This is a genomic window from Glycomyces harbinensis (assembly GCF_900101745.1).
Taxonomy (GTDB): Bacteria; Actinomycetota; Actinomycetes; order Mycobacteriales; family Micromonosporaceae; genus Glycomyces; species Glycomyces harbinensis.
This window is the reverse complement of sequence record NZ_FNAD01000012.1, coordinates 1-22,899: the sequence shown is the minus strand read 5'-3', so window position 1 is coordinate 22,899 and position 22,899 is coordinate 1. Positions and strand designations below refer to the sequence as shown.

Annotated in this window: 16 protein-coding genes and 1 pseudogene; 6 read left to right on the top strand and 11 right to left on the bottom strand. The window is 66.7% G+C overall.

Annotated elements, in window-relative coordinates; all coding sequences use genetic code 11:
* Positions 1 to 113: 113 nt before the first annotated feature.
* Positions 114 to 854 carry a MerR family transcriptional regulator gene (locus tag BLQ63_RS18440; protein WP_218125346.1) on the top strand — a complete coding sequence of 247 codons (741 nt, stop codon included), beginning with the start codon at positions 114 to 116 and terminating at the stop codon, positions 852 to 854.
* 6 nt (positions 855 to 860) lie between these two features.
* Here BLQ63_RS18440 and BLQ63_RS18435 read toward each other — a convergent pair whose 3' ends face one another.
* Complete coding sequence (locus tag BLQ63_RS18435) at positions 861 to 1,265, bottom strand: hypothetical protein (protein WP_091038519.1); 405 nt, start codon at positions 1,263 to 1,265, stop codon at positions 861 to 863.
* A gap of 192 nt (positions 1,266 to 1,457) precedes the next feature.
* On the opposite strand from BLQ63_RS18435, the gene BLQ63_RS18430 reads away from it, so the two are divergent.
* On the top strand, positions 1,458 to 2,033 hold the full coding sequence (locus BLQ63_RS18430) for a TIGR03086 family metal-binding protein (RefSeq protein WP_091038516.1): 576 nt from the start codon (positions 1,458 to 1,460) through the stop codon (positions 2,031 to 2,033).
* An 80-nt stretch (positions 2,034 to 2,113) separates the two neighbouring features.
* Here the strand turns inward: BLQ63_RS18430 and BLQ63_RS18425 are convergent, their stop codons facing one another.
* The 3 genes and pseudogenes from BLQ63_RS18425 to BLQ63_RS18415 all read right to left on the bottom strand — a co-directional run bounded on the left by BLQ63_RS18425 (position 2,114) and on the right by BLQ63_RS18415 (position 6,590).
* Positions 2,114 to 4,099, bottom strand: coding sequence for a GmrSD restriction endonuclease domain-containing protein (locus BLQ63_RS18425; RefSeq protein WP_177155008.1), 1,986 nt, complete (start codon positions 4,097 to 4,099; stop codon positions 2,114 to 2,116).
* A gap of 913 nt (positions 4,100 to 5,012) precedes the next feature.
* Positions 5,013 to 5,660, bottom strand: a pseudogene (locus BLQ63_RS18420) (CBS domain-containing protein); the annotation flags it as partial.
* Between the two features lie 12 nt (positions 5,661 to 5,672).
* Complete coding sequence (locus tag BLQ63_RS18415) at positions 5,673 to 6,590, bottom strand: hypothetical protein (protein WP_143014986.1); 918 nt, start codon at positions 6,588 to 6,590, stop codon at positions 5,673 to 5,675.
* A 77-nt stretch (positions 6,591 to 6,667) separates the two neighbouring features.
* On the opposite strand from BLQ63_RS18415, the gene BLQ63_RS18410 reads away from it, so the two are divergent.
* Genes BLQ63_RS18410 through BLQ63_RS18400 form a run of 3 tightly spaced genes read left to right on the top strand, consistent with a single transcriptional unit; the run spans position 6,668 to position 10,904 of the window.
* The gene (locus BLQ63_RS18410) at positions 6,668 to 7,516 is read left to right on the top strand and encodes a DNA adenine methylase (protein WP_091038506.1); all 849 of its coding nucleotides are present in this window, start codon (positions 6,668 to 6,670) and stop codon (positions 7,514 to 7,516) included.
* Positions 7,517 to 7,525: 9 nt separating this feature from the next.
* Positions 7,526 to 9,514 (top strand): helicase HerA domain-containing protein, encoded by a 1,989-nt coding sequence (locus tag BLQ63_RS18405; RefSeq protein WP_091038504.1) that lies wholly within the window; start codon positions 7,526 to 7,528, stop codon positions 9,512 to 9,514.
* Positions 9,515 to 9,521: 7 nt separating this feature from the next.
* Entirely contained in the window at positions 9,522 to 10,904 is a 1,383-nt protein-coding gene (locus BLQ63_RS18400; protein WP_091038502.1) for a hypothetical protein, read from the top strand.
* Here BLQ63_RS18400 and BLQ63_RS18395 read toward each other — a convergent pair.
* The 5 genes from BLQ63_RS18395 to BLQ63_RS18375 form a co-directional block, all read right to left on the bottom strand.
* Complete coding sequence (locus BLQ63_RS18395) at positions 10,893 to 12,116, bottom strand: exonuclease domain-containing protein (protein WP_177155006.1); 1,224 nt, start codon at positions 12,114 to 12,116, stop codon at positions 10,893 to 10,895. The two genes, BLQ63_RS18400 and BLQ63_RS18395, sit on opposite strands and share 12 nt — an antisense overlap.
* A 124-nt stretch (positions 12,117 to 12,240) precedes the next feature.
* Positions 12,241 to 13,950 (bottom strand): DUF6055 domain-containing protein, encoded by a 1,710-nt coding sequence (locus tag BLQ63_RS18390; protein ID WP_091038497.1) that lies wholly within the window; start codon positions 13,948 to 13,950, stop codon positions 12,241 to 12,243.
* A 213-nt stretch (positions 13,951 to 14,163) separates the two neighbouring features.
* Complete coding sequence (locus BLQ63_RS18385) at positions 14,164 to 15,882, bottom strand: AIPR family protein (RefSeq protein WP_091038495.1); 1,719 nt, start codon at positions 15,880 to 15,882, stop codon at positions 14,164 to 14,166.
* Positions 15,879 to 19,238, bottom strand: coding sequence for a helicase HerA domain-containing protein (locus BLQ63_RS18380; RefSeq protein WP_091038492.1), 3,360 nt, complete (start codon positions 19,236 to 19,238; stop codon positions 15,879 to 15,881). Before BLQ63_RS18380 ends, BLQ63_RS18385 begins: the two co-directional genes overlap by 4 nt.
* A complete protein-coding gene (locus tag BLQ63_RS18375; RefSeq protein WP_091038490.1) occupies positions 19,235 to 19,858 on the bottom strand; it encodes a hypothetical protein in 624 nt (207 codons plus the stop codon). Before BLQ63_RS18375 ends, BLQ63_RS18380 begins: the two co-directional genes overlap by 4 nt.
* Positions 19,859 to 20,143: 285 nt before the next feature.
* On the opposite strand from BLQ63_RS18375, the gene BLQ63_RS18370 reads away from it, so the two are divergent.
* Positions 20,144 to 20,725 carry a DUF1707 SHOCT-like domain-containing protein gene (locus BLQ63_RS18370; protein ID WP_091038488.1) on the top strand — a complete coding sequence of 194 codons (582 nt, stop codon included), beginning with the start codon at positions 20,144 to 20,146 and terminating at the stop codon, positions 20,723 to 20,725.
* A gap of 148 nt (positions 20,726 to 20,873) precedes the next feature.
* On the opposite strand, the gene fdhD is transcribed toward BLQ63_RS18370, so the two are convergent.
* Both fdhD and BLQ63_RS28910 read right to left on the bottom strand, forming a co-directional pair.
* Positions 20,874 to 21,695, bottom strand: a complete 822-nt coding sequence (gene fdhD / locus BLQ63_RS18365; protein WP_091038481.1) for a formate dehydrogenase accessory sulfurtransferase FdhD — start codon at positions 21,693 to 21,695, stop codon at positions 20,874 to 20,876.
* Positions 21,696 to 21,821: 126 nt separating this feature from the next.
* The coding region (locus tag BLQ63_RS28910; RefSeq protein WP_281187979.1) for a molybdopterin dinucleotide binding domain-containing protein at positions 21,822 to 22,899 on the bottom strand (1,078 nt) is incomplete at its 5' end.

Here is a 22,899-nt window from a genome sequence, read left to right as displayed (position 1 = left end):
CACCCGCTCCGGCCCCGGCCTGTGCGCGCCGTCTCCCTTTTTCGGGCTTGCGGCTGACGTAACGTCAGCCGATAACGTCGGATTCGCACGACAGGAAAGGAGTGCCGATGCGCATGTGGCAGACGTCGGAAGTGGTGAAGCTGACCGGCGTCTCGGCGCGCGCCCTGCGCCACTACGACGCGATCGGGCTGCTGGAGCCGGCCGAGGTCGGCCGCGGCGGCATCCGCCGCTACGGCCGCGCCGAGCTGCTGCGCCTCCAGCAGATCCTGCTGTTCAAGCGGCTGGGGCTGCGCCTCGACGTGATCGCCGAGATCCTCGAAGGGGAACTCGCCGAAGTCGTGGCGCTCGAGCGCCACGCCGAGCAGCTCGCGGGCGAGCGCGAGCGCCTGGACCGCCTCGCCGCGACCGTCGACGCGACGATCCGACAACTCGAAGGAGACCAGAAGATGACACCCGAGACGTGGTTCGAGGGACTGAACGACGAGTACGAGGCCGAGGCCCGGCGCCGCTGGGGCGACGCCGCGGTGGACGCGAGCGACACGGCGGTCAAGGCGATGACCGACGAAGAGCGCCGGGCGATCCCCGCCAGGTTCGAAGCGCTGCACCGCAGGCTCGCCGAACTCAAGGAGGCCGGAAAGGCCGCCGACACCGAAGAGGTCCAGACGGTGGTCGCCGACCACTACGCGTTCATGGCGAGCATCTGGGGAACGGCGCCGACCGCCGAGGCGTACAAGGGCCTGGGGGCCCTGTACACCGAGGACCCGGCGTTCACGGCGACGTTCGACGACGTGGCGACGGGCTTGGCGGTCTACCTCCGCGAGGGCATGGACGCCTACGCGGACGCGAACCTCTGAGGGCGCTCAGCGGTAGGGGGCGAATCCGGAGACGGGTGCCTTCGCTTCGCGGTAGACCATGAAGATCCGCTTCTCCTGGGATTGGACGAAGGCGCGCTTGGCGTCCATCTCGTCGGTCAGGGGCAGCCGTCCGAGGCTGTCGGCCAGCTTGAAGAAGCCCTCGCCGGGCAGCCCCGTCTCGCCGTTGCGGACCAGGACCGAGATCATGAGCTGGAGGCCCGAGGCGCTGGAATGGCGGGCGTTGATGTCGTCGCAGAGCTTGCCGATCTGGCCGGGGAAGTTCCCGCCGGCCTTGTACGGCTCGCCGAGTTCGCGGTTCATGTCGCCGTAGGAGAGCGTTTCGCCGCGTGCGGCATAGCGTTTGAGGACTTGCAGGCCGGCTTCGATCAGAACTGAGTCGTCGTGCGGCATTGCGGGCCTTCTTCATGGGAGAAGCGGGTCGAAATCGGATGGGTTGAACTTCGACCGTAACACGGTCGCCGCCTCGGGCCGCCTGTTCGCGAGGCCTGCACCGCGATGTGGCATCCGGAGGCCGGCCACCGATGAATCCGGTCGCCCCGCATCGTCTCGACCGGTGACACTTCCGGATCGAGGGGCGGCAGCATGACCGATTTCAAGAGCACTACCGACCTGGTGGCGGGCCTGATCGCAGGCGTGGACGAGGCGCAGTTGTCCGGCCCCACGCCCTGCGAGGAGTACACGGTCGGGCACCTGGTCAACCACATGCTCGGCCTGACCTTGGCGTTCACCGCCGCGGCCCGGGGCGAGCGCGGACCGCACAATGACGCACCGCCGGAAACACCCCCGGCGGTGCCGCCGTCGGATTGGCGCCCTCTGCTGGAGGAACGCCTCCAGATCCTGGCCGACGCCTGGGCCGCCCCAGGGGCTTGGGAGGGTGACGCCACCGCGGGCGGCGTCACCTTCCCGGCCGCGATCATGGGCCTGGTGGGCCTCAACGAGGTGGCGATCCACGGCTGGGACCTCGCGAGGGCGACCGGCCAGGACTACCGGCTCGATGCGGCGACACTCGAGGCTCTGGTCGCGTTCGTAGGCCAGGACGCCGACGACCAGGCGGCCCGGGAGGGCATCTACGGACCGGCACTGCAAGTCGCAGCAGACGCCGACGCCCAAGACCGCCTGATCGCCCTCACCGGCCGCGACCCCGTTTGGCGCCCATAGCGATCGCAGAGAATCGGCAGTGCGGGCATGGGCCCGCTCTGCCGCTCGGTGTTCACCCGTCGGCGGAGGCCGGCGGTCGATCACACCACGGCGGTCACCTGGACGTCCACGATCGGGCCGTCCCAGCCGCTGTGTGAGGAGGTCAGCGGTTGGTCGGGGTACTCGATCTCGTTCTCGATTCGCGTGAGCGTCTTCTGCCATTCTTCTTTTGACCCTGAGATCCTTACCGGTCCCATGGGAATCGTGATGTCGTCATCCCCGGCGGACACCGCCACACGCGTTCCGGAGAGCATCAGCTCCGAGTTCAGGCCCAGTGACGCGTCTTGAAGCACCGAGTAGATCTCGGTCATTTCGCAGACGCCCTCCCACTGCTGGCCGCCGACCTGCACCTCGACATGCAGTTGGTCTTCGCCGCCTTCGGGAACGGCATAGGTGAAGTCGACGACGAGGCCGTCCATGGGGTCTCCGGTGTCACCACCACGGACCAGCCACTGAGGACGGAGTCTGTCGAGAATGGCGTTCATTGCCCCCGACAGCAGTTCTCTGCGGCGAGCGAGGAAGGCCCGGTACCGGTTCTCCTCCCACAGCGAGCGGTCGTCCGGAATCGAGTGCGCGAGCAGCTCGTCGTCGGAAATCGCCATACCGGCCAGGTACTCGTTGGGGCGCTTCGCGCCGATGCCTCGGTTCGCCCGGCCCGCGATGAAGACGAGGTTCGCGAGGTCGTTGATCTCGGTTCTGGTGTACTCGCCGCTGCGGCGAAGCAGCGCCTGCGGGAACACATGGTGGTACTCGAGCTTGTGGCCCCCTTCGGCGCCGACCGAAACGGCCGCGCCGGACCACCAGTCGTGCGCGCCCTGCGACTTGGCCGCGAGGAAGCTCATCATGAAATACGGACTGCCGCTACTGCGGTCGACCAGGTCTCGCGGGGTGACCTCGAGTCGGCCGTCGGGCAGGCCCAGACGGTCGAGGAGGCGGTTGACGCCGTCGGGTTTACGGGCGTCGGGGATGTCCTGGCCGAGTTTGGTGTCAGTCGAACCGCTGTAGCGGTTGCGCAGCGTCGCGGCGAGGAACCAGTACAGGATCGCGTCGGCGGTCTCGGATTCCATCGGTTCGTCGGATCGCTCTCCGAGTAGCACGACCAGCGGGAGCAGCACCACCACCGATTTGAGCAGGCTGCTGTGCGTGACGCCGAGGTTCTCCTTGAGCAGCGGCACGAGGTGCCGGAGGCCGCGCTGCACCGTCCGCCATCCGGCGTCGAGTTCCGCGTCGGACTTGGCGAGCAGTTGCTTGTTGGAGGCGGGAGTGAGGCCCCGTCCGAGGACCGCGGCGGTCAGCGCACGCGCCAGAAACGTCAGATCGAGGTCGCCCCAGCCGCGCTCGGCCCAGTGGGCGGCCTCGGATTCGAGCTGCGCCAACGTGCCCGGACGCCGCGCAGAGAGTGTCGCCAGCGCGAGGTCCATGCGCTTGAGCGGGCGGCCGCTGTTGACCCGGATGAAGATCTCCGACACCTCCTCGTACTCGAACTCGCCGAGGATTTCGAGGTAGACGGTGCGCTCCTTGGTCTTCTCGAGCCGGGCGAGCCGCTTGTGGATGTCGTTGCGGTCGAGCTCGGGAATGCGTTCGGAGAGTTTGAAGGTCAGCTCGAACAGGTCGATCCGTCCGTCGACGATGTCGAACACCTTGACCCAGCGGACGTCGTTGACCGTGGACGAGCTCTGGTTCTGGAACCGCTCGGTCTCGACGTTGAAGACGATCTGCGCCTGGTCGTGATCGTTGAACACCCGGTGCAACGAGGTCAGGCGCTGCTGGCCGTCGAGCAGGTAGAGCGGCGCACCGCTCTCGCCCGGGACGGCGTCGATGTCGGCCTCTCTGGTGAGCGGTTGGACGTCCGAGCGCCAGAACAGGAGCGATCCGATCGGGTAGCCGCGGTACAGCGAGTCGACGAACGAGGCCACCTGTATCGGCTTCCAGACGTATCCGCGCTGCACCTCGGGCAGCCTGACCGCTCCTGTCGAGATCTGCGAGACCAGTTGCGAGAGTTGCCAGTTGGTCGATTCGAGTCGCACTGGGCTGTTCCTTTCCTGAGAATTAACCGCCGAGCCGCAGCAGCGGGCTCGGATCGCCGGACCGGGTGAAGACGGCCTCGTCCCGGGCACGCGTGACGGCGACGAACAGCAGGTTGCGGGCTTTGGCGGTCTCCAGCTCGTACCGATGGGGTCGGTGTCGGCGAGCTTGCGGATGTAGTGGAAGGGGAAGTGCTCCGCTCCGCGGAATCCGATGATGACACACCGGAACTCCAGTCCTTTGAGGCGGTGCTTGGTGCCGATATGGACGGCGTCGGGATCGGGCCCGCCATCGGCCGACATGGGTGGCGCAGGATCAGCTCGCTGGCGACCAGTCCGGCTTCGACGGTCTTGCCGAGGCCGACGTCGTCGGCGAGGAGCTGGTTCACCCGGAGAGCGATGAGTGAGCGTCACACGGGTTCGAACTGGTAGGTCTGGACGTCCGCGCCGGAGCGGAACAGGGCCTGGAATTCACGCGTGTCGAGGCGGACCAGGGCCGATCACAGCATCGCGTCGAGGAAGGCGGCGGCTTGTCCGGGCGGGTCGAAGCCCTCGCGGGCGATCTCCGGCAGCCCGGAGGCGGAGAGCAGGCGGCGGGCCGGGTTCGAGCTCCCAGACCAGGCGGAGGGGCTCCCGGAAGCCGTCGTCGGAGAGACTGGCGAGCTCGACGAGCGTGTCGGTCCCGGAAGTGTCGACGCCGGCAACGGTCCACCGGGAGTCCCGCACCTCGACCCTGTCCCCCACGGCGGGCAGCCCGACGGTGGCCTCTGCGGCGGATGGGGTCATGGGGTTCCCTCTCCAGATCGGGTGTCCGGCCCGTCGCACCGGGCGCATGAACCGTTTCACGAGGCTATCAGGCTTGACCTCGATGAACGATCCCACTTAGGAGCCGGTGGGACCACCCGGCGACCGGCGTTCATCGTCTCGGAACCACCGAGCTGAGGATCTCCCGGAACTCCTGGAGCACGTCCCGCTGTTTGTCGGAGAGCGGGTCCGACGAGAAGTGCATGATCGAGTTCCGTACTGCGATGACCGACTGGAGCTGGTCCAGGAACATGGTTTGGGAGATGCCCCATCCGAGGCGCGACCAGTACTTCTCCTCTTTCAGGATGTAGCCGTAGTCACCCATGAAGAGATCGGCCGCGCTGTTCACATCGCTGCTCTTCCGCCGGGTGTTCTTGCGGATTTCCTGGAGGGTCAGGGCCTCGTCGACCGCTCGACGGAGGCGATTCTCGATCTCCTCAAGGATTGTCAGCGGCTGCATGAACGCGCCGAAGCGCTTGGTCAAGTCGGCGGCGGTGAGGATCCCGTCGATGGACTTCCGGTCCTGGGAGTGAACGAAAATGAATCCGTGCTCAAAGATCAAATCGAGCTTCGACAGCAGATAGTCCTCGCGGTGCGCGGTCGGGATCTGGTCGTCCATGACATCGCTCAAGACCGGGTCTCCCGGAGTGAGATGCGCCCGGATGATCCGGTCGGCGGTGACTGCACCCTGGTAGGTGCCCTCATGGTCCACCACTGCGAGCTGCGAGAACTTCTTGGACACCATCCGATGGCGGGCCTCTTCGAACGTGGTCTAGGTCGTGATCGGCTTGGTCGGGAACGGGAAGTTCCCGATTCGAAGCGCGATCGAATCGGTCTCGACCAGATTCTCGGTTCCGTCAGTGATCGGGGATTCGTCGCCTGACTCGTCTTCGCCCTCTCCCGCAGGTTTCGAAACGGGGATTCCGACCAGCTTCACCACGCGTTCGAGGTTGCCCTCGGTGAACGGGGGGACGGTGGTGAGACCCGATTGCAGCAGATCCCGTTTAACGTCCGTGATCGCAGTGTCGCTCCGCTGCTGGTAGCCCCAGTGGGCCAACAGTTCGCGGACCGGCATTTCGAGCGGCTTCGGCGGGTCCAGTGCCGCGGCTGCCATCGCCTCGCCGAGCGTCCTCGCCAGCTCGGCCCGTGTGCTCGGCTCTTCTGGCCCGGGGTCGGTGCCGTGCTTCGCGAGATGCGCGATGCGATCGGCGGCGTTGTTGTCGACGAGCTCGCGAACCGAGACGAGCGACCCCAGGCCTGCCCGGAGATCAGGGCGGACGGCTGAGCGGTCGATACCGATCCGGTCCCACGCGATGGACAGCCTGTGCCGAAGAGATGGCGGGTTCCCCGGGTGGTACTGATACCTCTCTTGCACCCTGCCCACTGCTAGCAAGTCCCCGTCGCTGTCTTCGGGGATCACAACAAGATCGCCGACACCGATCTCATGCGCAAAGCTCCAGAACTGGATGGCGGAGTTCATCGCAGTGTTGGAACGCTTCTGTCCGTAATACGACAGCAGTTGCTGGTATAGATCCGCCTTGGTGGCGTACTTCCACAAGTCACCCGTGGGATCGGCGCGGTCGAGGTACAGAGGGGCCACCGCACCCCGCCAAAGATCGGCGACAAAGCCGGCCCGATTGGGGTGGATCGCCCAGGCACGCGGCGACCGTGCCGCCGTTGTCTTCTCCATCGCAACAGAATACGAGGATGTCATGCATTCCGCCGCGCGGGTTGACCGACAGCGATCGTCTCGCTACGATCCACTCCATGCCTCCCAATCTGCAAAAGACGCAACGGGATCGAGCTCGCCCGCGAACGCTCGTACCGTTCCTGCGGTGGGCGGGCGGCAAACGCTGGTTTGTCAGGGACCATGCCGGTCTCATTCCAACCCGTTTCAGGACTTACATAGAGCCGTTCCTCGGCAGTGGCGTGGTGTTCTTCCACCTCAGACCGGAGCGGGCGCTTCTCACCGACGCGAATAGCGATCTCGTCACCGCATTCCGCGGAATCCGCGACCAGCCCACCGAAGTCATGCGGCACCTCCTTCTGCACGAGGAATCCCATGGCACCGAGCACTATCGGCTCACCCGGGAAGCCAATCCGCCCTTACTCGCGGAACGGGCCGCGCGGATCATCTACCTCAACCGAGCCTGCTTCAACGGCATCTATCGGGTCAACCGCCAGGGCCGATTCAACGTTCCGATGGGCGACCGCAAGACGATCATCTACGACACCGACGACTTCCAGGTCCTCTCCGAAGCGCTTCAAGGCGCCGCGATCGGCTCATCCGACTTCGAGATAGCCATCGACCGCGCCGCGTCCGGCGACCTCGTCTTCGCCGACCCGCCGTATACCGTGCGCCATAACAACAACGGCTTCATCAAGTACAACGAAACCCTCTTCTCCTGGGACGACCAGGAACGCCTCGCCAAGACGCTCGCCCGTGCCGTCGACCGCGGAGCCAAGGTCTTGGCGACCAACGCCGCTCATGACAGCGTCCGCGATCTCTATGCCGGCCACGGCTTCCGCCTCACCGAGGTCTCACGCTTCAGTGCCATCGCCGCCTCGGGCAAGAACCGCAGGCAGTACACCGAGATCGTCATCTCCAGTCCCTGAGGAGCAGCGATGAACGCCCCACCCCATCCATTCGATGTGCTCACCGACTTCCTAGAGCGCGAGCACGCCAACACGGCGGCCAGTGTCACCGAACCGGGATTGGAGAAGACGCTGCGGTTCGTCGGTTATGTGCTCGACCTCGGCTATGACAACGCCCGCATCATCACTTGTGACCCACTCAAGAACACCGTGGGCGGTATCCCACGCTCCTCGTTCCTGATCCTGGCACCACGCAAACCGAACGGCATTCCGCCGCACTTCAGTGTGCTGCGCGTCCGCGACATCGCACCCACACCGCTGTCAGAGCAGGTCCAGCAGACCTACTTCGAACTGCATAAGAAGTCCATGCCCGAACTGGACATCTGGACCACCAATGAGCTTCAGTGGGGTGCCCTGAACTGCGACATGCTCGGGATGATGTACCCGGACCCGGACCAGCCGTTGAAGGTGGCGTTCGCCGGAGACCAGACCAACATCCGCAGCCCGCACCACTACCTGGTGTACTCGCCGCCCGACGAGGTCCTGGACCTCATTGTCAACGGCCTGGTGCCCACCGAACCCCGGCACTCCTGGACCCTCGGAGACCTGCGGCCTACCGAGACCCAGTTCCACCACCTCCTCAACGGGTCCGAGAAGACAGCACCCATCCCAGTCCGACTCGCCAGCGCCGACTTCATCGCAACGCGCACCGCCATGTTCGGCAAGACCCGCCTCGGCAAGTCGAACGTCGTCAAACTCATCGCCGAAGGCGTCATCACGAACCCGCCACCGGGCACCACTGTCGGACAGGTCATCTTCGACGTCAACGGCGAGTATGCCAACGACAACGCTCAAGACGGCACGGGAGATGAAGGCGGTTCCCTGTTCAAAGCGCACCAGGACGAGTGCGTCGTCTACGCGCTCAAGAAACGCGGCAACACCCCGTCCCATGAGCTGCGGTTGAACTTCTATGAGAACGCCCCCGACGGCATGACCGCGCTCCGCGGGTTCCTCGAGACCAGCGGCAGAGGCTCGATGTACATCACGAACTTCGCCACCACCGAAGTCCCCGAACCCAGCGAAGTCGCGAACCATCAGCCCTACAACGAGCGCACACGCCTCATCCGAAAGGTGCTGGCCTACTGGGCGGTCCTCCACAAGGCCGGATATCCGGCCAACGAATCCCGACTCGGGGACTTGCGGATGACCGTCGGCAAGGGCAAGTTCAATCCGGGATTCGACAGGGATCTCAGAGCAGAGGCCTATTCGGGCAAGACGCCGCCCGAGCGGATCGCCACGCTCGACGAACTCCTGCGCGAACTTGAACTCTTCACCAAATTCGCCAAGTCGAAGGACTGGGACCTGGCCACCGATTCGGGCAAACCGCTGTTCGACGCGGGAGACCAGGCCCTGCTCAAATTCCTGGTGCCCGATGCCGGGAAGGGTCCGCAGATGCTTGGCGAGTACGCGGAGTACCACTCACCGGACGCCTCTGCGGTCACCAAGGAGATTATCCTGCATATCAGGGCGGGCAAGACGGTGATACTCGACCTCGGCAGCGCCACCGACACGATGCGCCAGTACTTCTCGGACATCATCTCCAACGAGCTCTTCGTCCACCAGGAATGGGCCTTCACCCACGAGAAGCTCAAAAATCACTACGTGCAGCTCTACTTCGAGGAGGCCCACAACCTCTTTCCGCCGGGCGGCAGTCAGGACATGAAGGGCATCTACGCACGCTTTGCCAAGGAGGGCGCCAAGTTCCACATCGGCATGGTGTACTCCACTCAGTCCCCCTCGACCATCAATGGAGAGCTGCTCACCCAGACCGAGAACTTCTTCGTCGGGCATCTGTCCTCAGAGTACGAAGTGAAAGCGCTGTCGAGACTGCAGACCGCGTTCAGTGGCGTCGAGCAGGACATCCTCCGGACCAAGCAGCCCGGTTACATGCGCATGCTGACCCGTTCGCACCGGTTCGTGATCCCCGTCCAGGCGCGCATGTTCCAGGGCCGGAAGTAGGCATGCGATGCCGTATCAAGGAGGCGAGCATCTTCCCGGTCAAGCCGCCAGCAAGACGAGCCACATCGACGTCATCGAGAGCCCGCTCATGCGCGACCTCGTCACCCGCTTCGAGCGCAGAGAGTTCGAAGACGACCAGCGGCTCGCGCCATGGTTTCACCTCGATGTCTCCGGTGTGGCGCCGCTCGGGAACACGGTGGCATCGGACGGGTCTCTGCACAAGGTGACATCGGAGGACGGCTTCAGAGAGCTCTGCTTCGTCAAAACGGCGCGGTTCCACCTGCGCACGAGCGACGCCGCCGAAGTAGACCCGCAGTTTCCCCACCCGCTCCAGATCCAGCGGTTGATGAAGGACGCGGCGATCCACTGCAACGCCGTCTTCCCGCTTCGGAACATGGCACTCCGCCGGTCCGCGAACGTCCGGAACTCGGTTCGGGAACTGATTCGTGAGATCATCACCTACGAGCACGGCGGGATCGTCTATAAGGCCATGAAATGGCTGATGTACCAGGGTTGGGGTCCTGAGTCCGAGAGCCCAGACCTCGGATGTCCTCATTGTCATGAACCAGCCGGGCCATTTCCATACGACGCCGACGAGAGCCGGTGCCGAAGGTGCACTGAGCCCATCCACATCACCGATGTGCTCGGGCTCCATCTCGACATCGGCGAGGACTCCGCAACCGAGACCGTTGCGAGCGCCTACATGGCGATCCACGAGGTGCTGCTCCTGGTCGCGCACCTTTACCGACTCTGGCGTGCGGGCAATCTCGACGCGATCGACGACACGTTGTTCGTCAAGGACGGGCCCCTCATGTTCCCGCGTCAATACGCGACCTTGACAAGGCGAATGCGGGAGATGCTCGCGTACTTCAAGGATGAGGAAGGTCGGAATATATACCTGGTCGGGCAGGAGAAGTCCGGGATGCTCTTCGACCACCTTCAATCCCAGGTCCGCCATCTCCGCCAGCATCCCGATCCGGACTGGCCCCAAGTCGCGATCCTCTCCCACGCCTACATGCGCGACCGGGTGCAGCGGATGCCGAAGGCGCAGCATACGTACGGGTCGCGCACGAACTACGGGGAGAAGATTCTGGTGCGTCTCGACGCAAGCTTCGCTCTCGCGCTGAACGTCCCGACCGGCGTGTTCATGAAAGCTGAATCCGCGCCTAGCTCCCCCCAAGACTTCATCGGGCTCGAACGGATCATCGCCACGCTCCCGGAGCTGGTCAGCTATCTGCACGAAGGGTCGCTCGTGCCGATCAACCTGGCTCACGGCATCGCCTCCCTGTCCTACTACCCGTCCGGGACCGCCCTGCAACGGTTCTCCGGTGTCGACGACACCGCTCTCCCTCCCGGAGTTCGGCTCCCGAAGCACCCGCTAGACCCGTGAGGTCGGTGCCATCCGGGCCAGCACCGTGTCCAGGGAGTCGACGCCGATCACCGGGATGCCGTACTGCCTGGCCTTCACCGCCTTGCCCGACAGTGAGTCGGGGTCGGCGGCCACCACGAGCGACGTCTTCTTGGTGACGTTCGGCGACACGCTCAGACCCGCTGACTCGAGCCGCTTCGCCCAGAACGACTTCGACTCTGCGAAAGCACCGGTGAGGACCGCGACGTCTCCTCCTTTGAGGCGGTACTCCGGCCTGGCTCGCACCGGGGCCGGCCCGTTGGCACCCGCGGCCAGCGCTTCGTCGACCGCGCCCAGCGACAGCGACAGGAGGCCGGCGACCCGGTTCAGGTCATCGCGCTCGGAGGCGGAGACGACGCCGTCCGACAGGGCCGCGGCGGCCAGCGACCGCAGGTAGCCGCGGTGGAGTTCGATGGCGGCGGCGCGTCCGATGCCGAGGTCTGCCGCCAGCGTCACCAGCAGGTCCGCCTCGGTCGCCGAGATGTGCCGGTCCACGAGCGCGCGGTCGAGCAGGGCGAGGTAGGTGTCCGCCTGCGGCGGGTCCGGGACGCGAGGGATGTGGTCGACGAGCCGTGTGAGGAACGCGCCGCCGTCGGCCGCGCCCGCGCCGCGGCGCACCGGCTCGGTCGACCATGCGGGGATCGAGGGCCACACCGGCGCATCGGGGTCCAGCCCGCGGTCTTCCCACAGTGGAGCGGGGCCCATGCTGTTCAGGTACAGGGCGAGGAGTTCCGCGGTGGCGAGTACGTCGGACATGGCCTCGTGGGGTCGCTCGTTGGCGATGCCGCCGGCGAGGCAGCAGTCGGCGAGGCTGCGTCCCGCGTCCGGGAGGAAGTGGTCCGCCCACTGCATGGTGCAGACGCCGAAGCGGCCGAGGTTCGGGATCTCGCAGCCCAGTCGGAGGTATTCGTGTGCGAGCAGGCGGCTGTCGAAGGCGAGGTTGTGCGCGACCGGGACGCGGTCCCGGAGCAGCTCGATCACGTCCCCGGCGATCTGGTCGAACGTCGGCGCCCGGCGGACGTCGGCGGCGCGGACCCCGTGCAGCTCCTGGGGGCCGAGGTCGCGCCGGGGGTTGACGAGCGTCTCCCAGGCGGCGGTCACCCGGCCGTGCTCGTCGAGCTGCGCGACGGCGATCTCGACGATCCGGTCCTTGTTGAACAGACCGGTCGTCTCCACATCGATGACCACGTACACGGCGCCTCCTGATCGGTCACGACCCAGAGACTCAATGTAGTCGTCGGCGGTTCGGTGCGGCTCCTCCGAACAGGCGGGAACGCCGGGCCTGTGGGGCGGAAGGTTCCGCCCCACAGGCTGACGGCTAGGAGGGCGTGGCTCCGGTGATGGTGAGTTCGTAAGGGAACGGGTCCCCCACGCCGGTCTGCCACATCGTGTAGTTGCGGTGCTGCGACGGCGTGGCCGCGACGACGAGCATCATGTGGGTCTCCCCGCTCTGGAGCGAGAAGTTCGCGGTCTGCCCTGGCGAGAACAGGCTGCTGTAGCGGACCGAGAAGTCGGCCTTGACCGCCACGAGCCGGAAGCGCCAGTCCGCGCCCGACAGGCTCGAGGCGCCGGTGAGCTGGACGCTCACGTTGCTCGTGGTCGGGTTCAGCCGGATCATGTTGTGGCCGTACTGGTGCGGCGCGTCGGTGGTGGCGATCCGGTAGCGGTTGCTACCCAGACTCGTGAGCGGGTCGGTGTGGAGCGGGCGGTACGAGCCGCCGTTCCGCCACAGGTCGGTGCGCATCGCGGCGCCCTGGTCGAAGTCGTAGACGACCTGGCGCGAGGTCATCTCCCCGATGAGCGTGGCGAATTCGGCCTGGTCGAGTTGGAGGACCCGTTTGATGGTGTTGATCGGGTGCTCGCCCTGCTGGGCCTCGAACCAGAGCCGGTCCACGGCTTCGGCGCCGTAGAGTTCGGCGATCGTGTCGAACATCAGCCAGTCGCCGTAGTAGGTCTCCTGGGCGAGCCAGCGGAAGTGCTGGCGCTCGAGGTAGTAGCCCGAGCCGAGGACGACTTCGGGGCGCTGCATGCGGGCCATGTAGTTCGCGTGCGCCTCCCAGACCGGTCCGGCGACGGGGTTGCCGTGGCCCCAGCCGCCGCCGTTCCCGTTGTCGTCGTTGATGTCGCTCGCGTACGACTGGAGGATGTGGTTGAACTCGTGCGACTCGACCCAGTCGTCCCAGATCTTGTCGTACGGCATGCAGATGTGGCCCACGCCGATCTCGTCGGGCCCGGCCCAGTTCGCGGGCGGCAGGAAGCCGTTGGACCAGGTGCCGCACAGGTAGAGGTTGATGCGGTACTGGGAGCCGGTGCCGTGGTCGGCGGGGTCGACGAAGCCGACCTCGTCAACGTAGTAGTCGTAGATCTCCTCCATGTGGTCGGCGACCCATTGTGGATAGCTGCTGTAGCCGTGCTGCTGTCCCCAGGCGACGGCGTTGACGGCGTCGCCCCAGCGGACGGTGAAGTTCTCGGACTCGACGAAGTTGTCGGTCTCGGCGCCGGCCTCGGTGAGGAACGCGGGCGTGCGGGTCTGCTTCTGCTGGCTCGGTTCGCCGGTGGGGTCGTCGGTGGGCTCGCCCGTGGTGGGCGGCGTGGTCGGGTTGCCGGTGTCGCCGCAGGCGACTCCGTTGACCTTGAACGTGGTCGGCGTGGTGCCCGTGCCGGTGACGGTCAGGCCGAAGACCTCTCTGGTCTGTCCTGCGCTGATCTGGGCGTTCCACCCGACGTCTTCGCCGCGGAACTGCCGGCCGGTCTGGGTGTAGTCGACGTTCCATGCGTTCTGGACGGTCGAGCCGGTCGGAAGGTCGAACTCGACGCTCCAGCCGTTGAGGGACTCCGAGCCGGCCTTGATGGACACCGCGGCGTTGTGCCCGGTCCCCCACTGCGAGGTGATCGAGTACTGGACGGCATCGCATGCGGCGGCAGATGCCGGGACTGCCGCCACCACTGCGACGGAGGAGGCGACGAGCGCCCCCACCGCCAACCCGACTGCTCCGAGCCGCCTCCGGCGGCTCCGCGTGACTTCCATGGATGAGCTCCTTCGGTCCGGCGCGCCGAAAAGGACACGCCCGCGGCCGCAACCGAGACCCCGCGCGATCGCCCGACCAGGGCCTGCGGTCGAAACCGCACTTAATATTTACGGACGTAAATATTAGATCGCGCGCGGAAGCCGCGGATCAAGAGCGGGAGCTTTCGGAAAACCCCACCCCACTCGGACCTGTGGCGGAGAACGCGGCCCGCGTCATTCCACTTCGGCGACCGCCTCCAGGAAGCGCTCGGTGAAGCCCTTGGTCCGGGCGAGGTCGTGCAGGCGCTGCTTGGAGGCCTCCGTCTCGAGGAGCTTCTCCAGATGCGGGATCATCAGGCAGACCAGCCGTTCGACCTCGTCTCGGTTCCAGATCTGCTTCAGCAGCATCTCGCAGTGCCGCTCGGCGAAGCGCGGGCTCTGCGGCAGATCGAGGCCCTTGGCGAACCGGCGGACCGCGGCGGCCATCAGCATGAACCGCGCGGGCTTCCACTTGCGATCGAGGTGGTTGTTGCGCAGCAGCCAGTCGACCTGGTACCAGATCGCGGCCGCGGTGTAGTAGGCGATCGGGTGGCTGTCGGCGTGGAAGATGCGCAGCGCGGGGTCGCTGCGCAGCTTCGCCGTTCGGGACGCCTCGTGGACGTGGCCGCGGAACACCGAAGCGTAGGCCTGGATCAGCTGGCTCTGCTTGATGACGCGCGTCATCGTCACCGACCTGGCGTCGTACTGGCCGCTGCGGCGCTCGTAGTAGAGGTCCCGCGGCTGCCGCTGGATGAGGAAGTACTCCTCGATGTCGCGGTGGATCTTCTGGTCGGCGCGCAGGTCGTCGGAGGCGATCTCGGTCTGCCGGTTGGTGGCGATCGTGATGTCGGCGGCGATGCCCTCGCTCTCGGGCTCGATCACGGTCAGCTTCACGTGCACGTCGTCGGTCAGCTTGTCGCGGTTCTCGAAGAGCACATGCCCTGTCTGGCAGCCGTTGACGATCTGGAAGCGGCTCATGTGGCATTCGTTGCCGGAGGTGTCGAAGCTCGTCGCGATCACGGTGATGCCGTTGTTGAGGACCGCGAAGCGCTTGCGCTTCACGGGATCGGCGAGCGTCTGCGCGATGCCGTCGTTGACCTCGTTGGACTGGCCGAGGAACTCGCGGAGGTTGTCCTCGAACAGGAACTTGCGGATGCTGCCGCCCTCGTCGACCAGCAGCCGCTCGACGAACTCCGAGGCGGGAATGGTGCCCACCCAGGCCTCCTTGACGCCCTCCATCGCCGGGATCGCCGATCGGTTCGGCCAGTCGAACTTCGCCTTGACCTTGCGGTTGGTCAGCTTGTAGAGGCGGTCGAGCTCCCTCCAGCCGACGGCGGCGAACCTGACGGACTGGAAGCGCCCGATCTCGTCGATGGCGGACTCGGCCGACCGGCACTTCTCGAGGAGGTCGACGTTGGCCTCCTGTCCGCAGTGGACGTATCGCACTTCGAGTCGCGGGCTGTGCTCGGTGAGGCGGTGCTGGTGGTCGTAGATGAGCCCGAGCGCCTCGTGCAGCTCCATCACCTCGGGAGAGGCGGTGTAGGAGATCGGCGAGCGGGCGCAGATCTGACGCAGGTTGTCGGCGAGGTCGGCGACCACCTTGCCTTCGGCCGAGGCGCTCGTCTTGGCCTGCAACGCGATCACGACGACGTTCATCTCGCGGTTGGCCTCGACGGCCTGCCTGACGCCCGCCAGGTCGTGGTGCAGGTCGCCGTTGATCACGATCCCCCAGGCGTCGACCCCGAGGTCGTTGCCGCCTCCGGTCCGGTGGAGTTCCGGCTCGAATCGCTCTTCGTGGAACTGGTGGAGCACGCAGTAGGCGGCGAAGGTCTCGAAGAGCTTGGCGTCGTCCAGTTCCGGCAGTTCATGACCGGCCCGGAAGGCGGCCAGCCGCTCGCGGATGATCTCGTTCATGCGTCCGGGTCCTCCCCTGATCGACGCACTGAGGCCAGGATCTCCTCGGCGGTGGGCGCGGTGGGCGGGTGGTGGGTGAGGCACATCGGGACGTCGACTCGCTCAGTCGCACGGCCTTCGGCGGCGAGGTAGAACTCTCCGGAGGACAGGTGCGCGAGATCCACTGGCGATCCTCCCTTGTTCTGTGCCACTTCAGTGGCGGCGGCGATCTGCGAGGGCGCGTTGATGCGGCCGTACCAATGGGTGCCGCAGTTGCCGACGATGCGGTTGTGGATGCCCTTGGGCGACTGGGTCGCGAACAGCATGCCGAGTCCGTACTTACGGGCCTGCGAGGCCAGCGCGAGGGTGGAGTCGAGGCAGACGGTCGATCCGGTTGAGGGCGCCAGCGTCTGCGCCTCGTCGAGCACGAACAGCCCCGAAAGCGGCTTGCCGTTCGCTGGATTGCGCTTGGCCCACGAGAACAGCGCCAGCTCGAGCTGGTTGACGAAGCCCTGACGCTGCTCCTCGGTCGGCAATCCGAGAAAGTTGACGACTGAGACGCGTGCCCGCTTCCCGGGTTTCGGGGTCAGGAGCACGCCCGGGTCGAGGGGCTTTCCGGCTCCGGCGAAGATGCGGTCGTTGATCATGGCGGCGCGGAGCGTCGATGCGATCTGCACGGCGATGTCGGCGCCCTTCGGGATTGAGCTGGCCGTGTCGGGCAGTTCCTCCAAGAAATCCAGGAAGCCGGTGAAGTCCGAGCTGCCGTCGCGGGCGTAGGTCGCCAGCGCTTCGCGGAGGACGGCCCGCGAGTGATCGTCCTTGGGGGTGGCTTTGCCGATCCGTGCACGCGGTACCAGGGAGGCCACTGCGGTGTCGACCGCGGTGTCGAACTCGTCGGGGTCTCCCGCGACCGCGGCGAAATCCGGCAGCGGCCGAAAGCTGAGCGGCCGTCCGCTGCTGCGGCCCGGAGTCCAGACGATCACCTCGACATCGTCGCGGTATGCCGCCGCCGCCTCGGTGTCCCCGTCCATCCACGAGCCGGGCGGCTGGGGCCATGGGTTCCCAAGCCGGGACAGGTCGTTGTTGGGGTCGAGCACGATCGAGGACACGCCTTGCAGCGCCGCCGACTCGATGATGCGTCGCAACAGGACGGTCTTCCCTGAGCCCGATCCCGCGAAGCACCCGGTGTGTCTTGCCATCAGGGCGAGGTCGAGGTGGACCAGTGCGCCCGAGGAACGTCGCCCAACCGGCAGCGTCGAGTTCGCAGGCTCGGTGCCGGGGTCGTCTACGGCGTCCATGGCGACCCGGCCGATCGCCGATTCCCCGAGGGCTCCGACGCTGCTGCTCGCGCCGTCGCCCAGTGCGCCGACGAGAACACTGCCGCCCTTTGCGGTCGCGTGTGCGGTGGCACCGCGACCCAAGGGGATCGTGAGGAACGTGCGCTCGCCGCCCGGCCCGTCCACCATGGTCCTGCCCTCCGCTACGACCGGCGTCCGACCTTGCAGCTCGGACTTGCGATCATCAGGGGACACCGGAGAGTCGGGATTTCCGGCGTCCGTCGATCCGTCCGGCGGTGAGCCGAAGACCGCCTGGAGAAGGTAGGTACGCGAGGCCGGCCGCCTCAGCCGAAGCCAGAGCTCGTATCCGGGAACACGCTCGGATTCCATGCGGTGCAGGGCGCTGAAGGTTCTCAGGTCCTGTTCCGACGCCATGACTTCGAGTCCGTCACGGTGGAACTTGTCGGCCCATTCCCAGACCAGGGCGCCGGGCGTCCACTTGCGCCAGCGTGTCCTCGGGGCTGCCACCCAGAGCACCGCGTGGTCGTCCTCGACGGGGTTCTCCACGCCGAGCTTGGCCCAGCTGTGGAGCGCCCGCACGCGGTTGAGGACGGCCTTGCCGTTGGTCGTCGCGATCGCCTTGAACACCCAGCGCTGCGTGCGTTCGCCACCGCGGTCGCGGACTTCGACGTGGAATCCCTGGTTCTGGCCGGCCGACAAGGTGACTTTGAAGGACTCGATGCTGCGACCGTTCTCCATCCGGTAGGCCTGCAACCCCGAGCCGAGATGGGGCCGCAGCTGAAGATACTCCGTGTCCGAGTTCGGCTCGTCATTGACGAGCGCTTCGGAGCGATATCGGTCGAACAGGTCGTCGAGCCCGTCCACGGCTCGGGCGGGCTCCGGATCCGGCGCTGGGTGCGGCAGCGAGGTCGATTGCAGCTGCACTGCCTCGGTAATGACGCCCGCCGCCATGCAGGAGCGCAAGTGCTCTCCAGCGGCGCGCAGGAGTTGCCTCGGGCTGAAGTTGACGGCGTCCGACAGGCTCTCTGGAGGGAACGGGTAGCTCGGGTATCTGGGTTCGTACCCGTTCTCGCGGTACACGGGTGCGAGGACGGCAGCGAGGAGTGCCGCTGCGACGTCCTTGTTCGGGAGCGAATCGTCGAGGTAGACCGGCGGTTCGAACCGCTGCGCGATGGTGTTCGCGGTGTAGTCGGTGAACTCCTTCCAAGTGTTCCGGACACAGGCGATGAGCACGGTCGTACGCCTGGTGGCGTCGCGGACATCGACGAGGTTCACGCCCAGCAGGTCGAGGAGTTGCCCTGCGCTCTGGCGGCGCTTCTCAGTCGTGTCCGCGCTTGAGGCGCGGACAATGTCGTCGACCTGGTCGACGGCAACCGCCGTAGCCCCGCACAGAGACATGAGCTGTGAGAGGTCACGGACGATCTCCTTGGGAGGTGCGGGGGCAGGGCGGGGGAAGCCGGGCGCCGCCTCGGGGTCGATCTCGCCGCCGTTGAGGTAGACGTCTCCGGCAGCCGCCATGTACTCGTTCCGAGAATGCAGGAGCATCAGCGCGCGGAGCGTGTTGCGGGTGCCGCCCAGCGTGGGATCGAGCCCGCGGACCGCTTCGATGAACTGCGCCGCGGATTCGGGGTCGGGTTGGCGCTCGTCGATGATGCGTTTCCTCGCCCCGGAGGGAACGTCGGCCCGTTCGGCGAGTGTTTCGAGCAAGTGCGCCAGCCCCGTCTGGGCGAGCCGGTGCGGCATGTCAAGTGCGTAAAGGTAACTGCCGACGAGGTTCGACCAGAAGTGGTCGAGGTGGAGGATGTTGAGACGGACGAAGAACCCGCCGCGTTCTTGGATGCGGATGCGCGTCTGACAGAGCAGATGGCTCTTCCCACGTCCACCCTCGCCGATGATCGGGAGTCCGTAGACACTGGATCGGGTACTGCGCTCTGCCATGCCGATCTGCGCTTCGATGGCTCGCAGCGCCGGCTCGTTGATGCCGGGGACGTGCGGGCGGGCGTGCTCGTCCCAGATGTCGTCGGGGGTGACGGCGAAATCGCTCGGAGCTCTCCGCAGTGCTTCGAGTGCGCCGTTCATCGCACCTCAATCCCTATGAGGTGCCGGTATTCGCCGCCGAGCCAGATCGCCGCGTCCCGGTCGGCATCGGTGAGGGTCTTCTGGTTCGACTCCGGGATGAGCTGGATCGTGCGATCGGCATGGAGGTCGGTGAGCGCCTTGTCAACGGTGGCCCGGTCCGTCTCGTCGAGCCGGTCCCGCAAGGTCCGCAGCTTCACCCAGTCGGCGGGGTCGCCGGCCAGCTCCCGGTAGGTCAGAAGGATCTGGTCGGCCGCCGAGGGTTCGGGACGTGGAGGGTAGAGGTCCGCCAGCTCGGTGCCGGTGCGGGACATGTGGGCGGAGAAGTCGCCGATGATCGCCCACAGGATTCGCGCGGTCTGGTTGCTGACCTTGGCCGGGGACGGAGCGGACAGGAGCTTCCTCGCCGTCAACCATCCGGCGTCGGTGAGTTCGTACACGTACGGTCGGACGGCGGTGTCGACGGAGATCAGCTCACGCTCGAGGAGCGGCTTCTTCGCTTCGGGCCTGACGTCCTTGATGTCGAAGGCGGCCTTGAAGTCTGCCGTGGTGCCGCTGCCGCGCAGGTGCACCAGGGCCAGAAGGAGGTTGAACGGGGGGACGGCGAACTCGGCGTCGGCCATGGGGAGTTCCGTTTCATCGCGGCGATCAGGGGAAGGATCGGATTCCGGCACCATACAACGTGGATCGCGCGCTGTCTGTCCCCTGTGCGCTCTGCGTCTACGACACGAGTGTCCTCTTGTGACACGCTGTTCGGGTGGTTCGCGAAGTTCACTCGTTCGGGTGAGTATGCGGCCTGCCCGGTGCGCGCCGTGGTCCCGGACCGGGAACCGGTATCTTCGACTTGAAAACAACTGGGGCGCGGCGCTGAACAGGCTCGGCGCCGACCGATCCGAAGGCGCACCGCGATGTCCACGCCCGATCCGAACGTCCGCATCTCCAATGCCGAACGTGACGCCGTCCTGCAGCGTCTCCAGGCCGCCACCGAGGAGGGGCGCCTCGATCTCGACGAGTTCGCCGAGCGCTCACAGCGGGTCTACGAGGCCAAGACCTACGCCGAAGTCGAGCGGCTGCTCACCGACCTCCCCGAGAACGCCGGCACGGTGGCGAAGCGGTCCAGGGCGAACGGCCCGGTTCCGGATCTGCACCTGTCTCCCAAGCACGCCAAGGTCACCCGAGAGGGCGCCTGGAACGTCCCGGCCCGCATCACGGTCAGGCCCATGCACTCGCGCATCGTGCTCGACTTCCGCCATGCCGTCTTCACCAGCCCTGAGGTGGCGATCGAGGCCCATTTGACGCACGCGGGGCTCACGATCATCCTTCCGAAAGACGCGTCCGCGATCGACGACGGCATCGACTTCCAGGGCGGGAGGCTGAAGAACGAGTGCGTGGCTCAGGGGGACGGGCCGACCATTCGCCTGACCGGAAGCACGGTCTTCTCCGCGATCAAGGTTCGCCGCGAGCGCCGTTTTCTGCGGTGGCGCTGGTAGATCCGAGACCTCGGCCGGGTGGGCGCTCCCGGCCTGCACCGGCTCGATGACCGCACCGGTCGTTCGGCCCGGCCCCGCGAGCCGTCGGCGCTCGCTGGACCGGGCCTCACGGTTCAGGACTGGAGACACGCCGCGAGGCGCGATGGGGTCAGGCGATTCTGTCGGGGTGGGTGTAGAGGTTCATCGTGTCGCCTCTGACGAAGCCGGCGAGGGTGAGGCCCTGTTCTTCGGCGAGGTCGGCGGCCAGCGAGGACGGGGCCGAGACCGCGGCGAGCGCCGGGACGCCGGCCATCACCGCCTTCTGGACGAGTTCGAAAGAGGCCCTTCCGGAGACGGCGAGGACGGTGCCGCGCAGCGGCACCAGGTTTTCGCGCAGGGCCCAGCCGAGGACCTTGTCGACGGCGTTGTGGCGGCCCACGTCCTCCTTGGCGGCGAGGAGTTCGCCTTCGGCGGTGAACAGGCCCGCGGCGTGGAGGCCGCCGGTCTTGTCGAAGACCTTCTGGGTCTCGCGGAGCCGTTCGGGGAGCGAGGAGATGACGTCGGCGCCGATGACCGTGGCGTCCTCGCCGAGGTTCCATGCGGCCTTGGTGCGGACGTCGGCGAGGCTGTCCTTGCCGCAGACGCCGCAGGCCGAGGTGACGGTGAAGTTCCGCTTCGCGGCCTTCGAGGGCGGTTCGATCCCGGGGGCGAGAGTGAGGTCGAGGAGGTTGTAGGTCTGCTCGCCGTTCTCGTCGACGCCTGCGCAGTAGCGCATGTTGAGGAGGTCGCCCGGCTTGGTGATGACACCTTCGGCGAGGAGGAAACCGGTGGCGAGGTCGAAGTCGTCGCCCGGGGTGCGCATGGTGACCTGGAGGGATTCGCCGCCGACGCGCAGCTCGAGGGGTTCCTCGACGGCGAGGGTGTCGATGCGCTCGGTGCGGTGCTCGCCGTTGAGGCGGGTGGTCTTGCGGCGGACGGTGACGCGGCCCATAGCGCTTCAGGTTCCCTTCAGGTGGCTTAAGCGTGGCTTCAGGTTCGTGGTGCTCTACTTGCCTGGATAGCGCGGCCGGGGGCCGGATCGCAAGGGCCGTTGTCAGAGGTCACGATGCGAGTCCGGTCAGGTGGCGGCCGGGGCGCTGTCGGGTTCGAAGCGGATCACGATCGATTTGGAAGTGGGGGTGTTGCTGATTTCGGCCACGGAGTCGAGCGGAACGAGGATGTTCGTCTCGGGGTAATAGGCGGCCGCGCAGCCGCGGGCCGTCGGGTAGTGGACGATCTTGAAGTGCGTGGCACGGCGGTCGCCGTCGGACCATTCGCTGACGAGGTCGCAGTAGGCGCCGTCGACGAGGCCGAGTTCGCGGGCGTCTTCGGGGTTGACGAGCACGACGCGGCGGCCGTCGTGAATGCCGCGGTAGCGGTCGTTGAGCCCGTAGATGGTGGTGTTGAACTGGTCGTGGCTGCGCAGGGTCTGGAGCAGCAGGCGGCCGGGCCCGGCCTCGGGTGAGGTCACCGGGTTGACGGTGAAGTTGGCCTTGCCGGTGGCCGTGGGGAAGACGCGGGCGTCGCGGGGCGCGTGCGGCAGCGCGAAGCCGCCGGGCACGCGGGCGCGGGCGTTGTAGTCCTCGAAGCCGGGCACGACCCGTTCGATGCGGTCGCGGATGAGGTCGTAATCGGCGGCGAAGGCTTCCCACGGAACGGTGTCGCCGGGGCCGAACACGGTCCGGGCGAGGCCGGTCACGATGGCGACCTCGGAGCGCATGTCGGGGCTCAGCGGCGCGACGCGGCCCCGGGAGGCGTGGACGATGCCCATCGAGTCCTCGACGGTCACGAACTGAGCGCCGGCGGGATGCGGCTTCGGTCCGGGCGCGTCGGCGGGGGCCGCATGAGCTGAAGGCGCATGGGCGGGTGAGGGGTGAGAGGAGGACGGGCGGGTCACCGCGGACTCGCCGGAAGGCTGGTGATGGCTGTGGGGATCGATGCCGGCCTCAGCGGCAGCAGTTGCCTCGTCGGGACGTCGGTGGTCACTCGAGGTGTCGCCGATGGGGACGTCGGCGCCGTTCAGCGCGGCCGCAGTGGCTTCGCCGGGGCGCTTGTCGCCGCTCAGGGTGGCGGCGAAGCCGGTGGTGCCTTCACCGGATCGGTCGGTGTCACCCGGGATGCCGCCGGCCGCGGGGGCGGGGGCGGGGGCGGGGGCG

Bases quoted from the DNA above. Each gene is read 5' to 3' on its own strand.
- BLQ63_RS18440 (WP_218125346.1), top strand. From the start codon at position 114: ATGTGGCAGACGTCGGAAGTGGTGAAGCTGACCGGCGTCTCGGCGCGC.
- BLQ63_RS18435 (WP_091038519.1), bottom strand. From the start codon at position 1,265: ATGCCGCACGACGACTCAGTTCTGATCGAAGCCGGCCTGCAAGTCCTC.
- BLQ63_RS18430 (WP_091038516.1), top strand. From the start codon at position 1,458: ATGACCGATTTCAAGAGCACTACCGACCTGGTGGCGGGCCTGATCGCA.
- BLQ63_RS18415 (WP_143014986.1), bottom strand. From the start codon at position 6,590: ATGGAGAAGACAACGGCGGCACGGTCGCCGCGTGCCTGGGCGATCCAC.
- BLQ63_RS18410 (WP_091038506.1), top strand. From the start codon at position 6,668: ATGCCTCCCAATCTGCAAAAGACGCAACGGGATCGAGCTCGCCCGCGA.
- BLQ63_RS18405 (WP_091038504.1), top strand. From the start codon at position 7,526: ATGAACGCCCCACCCCATCCATTCGATGTGCTCACCGACTTCCTAGAG.
- BLQ63_RS18400 (WP_091038502.1), top strand. From the start codon at position 9,522: ATGCCGTATCAAGGAGGCGAGCATCTTCCCGGTCAAGCCGCCAGCAAG.
- BLQ63_RS18390 (WP_091038497.1), bottom strand. From the start codon at position 13,950: ATGGAAGTCACGCGGAGCCGCCGGAGGCGGCTCGGAGCAGTCGGGTTG.
- BLQ63_RS18385 (WP_091038495.1), bottom strand. From the start codon at position 15,882: ATGAACGAGATCATCCGCGAGCGGCTGGCCGCCTTCCGGGCCGGTCAT.
- BLQ63_RS18380 (WP_091038492.1), bottom strand. From the start codon at position 19,238: ATGAACGGCGCACTCGAAGCACTGCGGAGAGCTCCGAGCGATTTCGCC.
- BLQ63_RS18375 (WP_091038490.1), bottom strand. From the start codon at position 19,858: ATGGCCGACGCCGAGTTCGCCGTCCCCCCGTTCAACCTCCTTCTGGCC.
- BLQ63_RS18370 (WP_091038488.1), top strand. From the start codon at position 20,144: ATGTCCACGCCCGATCCGAACGTCCGCATCTCCAATGCCGAACGTGAC.
- fdhD (WP_091038481.1), bottom strand. From the start codon at position 21,695: ATGGGCCGCGTCACCGTCCGCCGCAAGACCACCCGCCTCAACGGCGAG.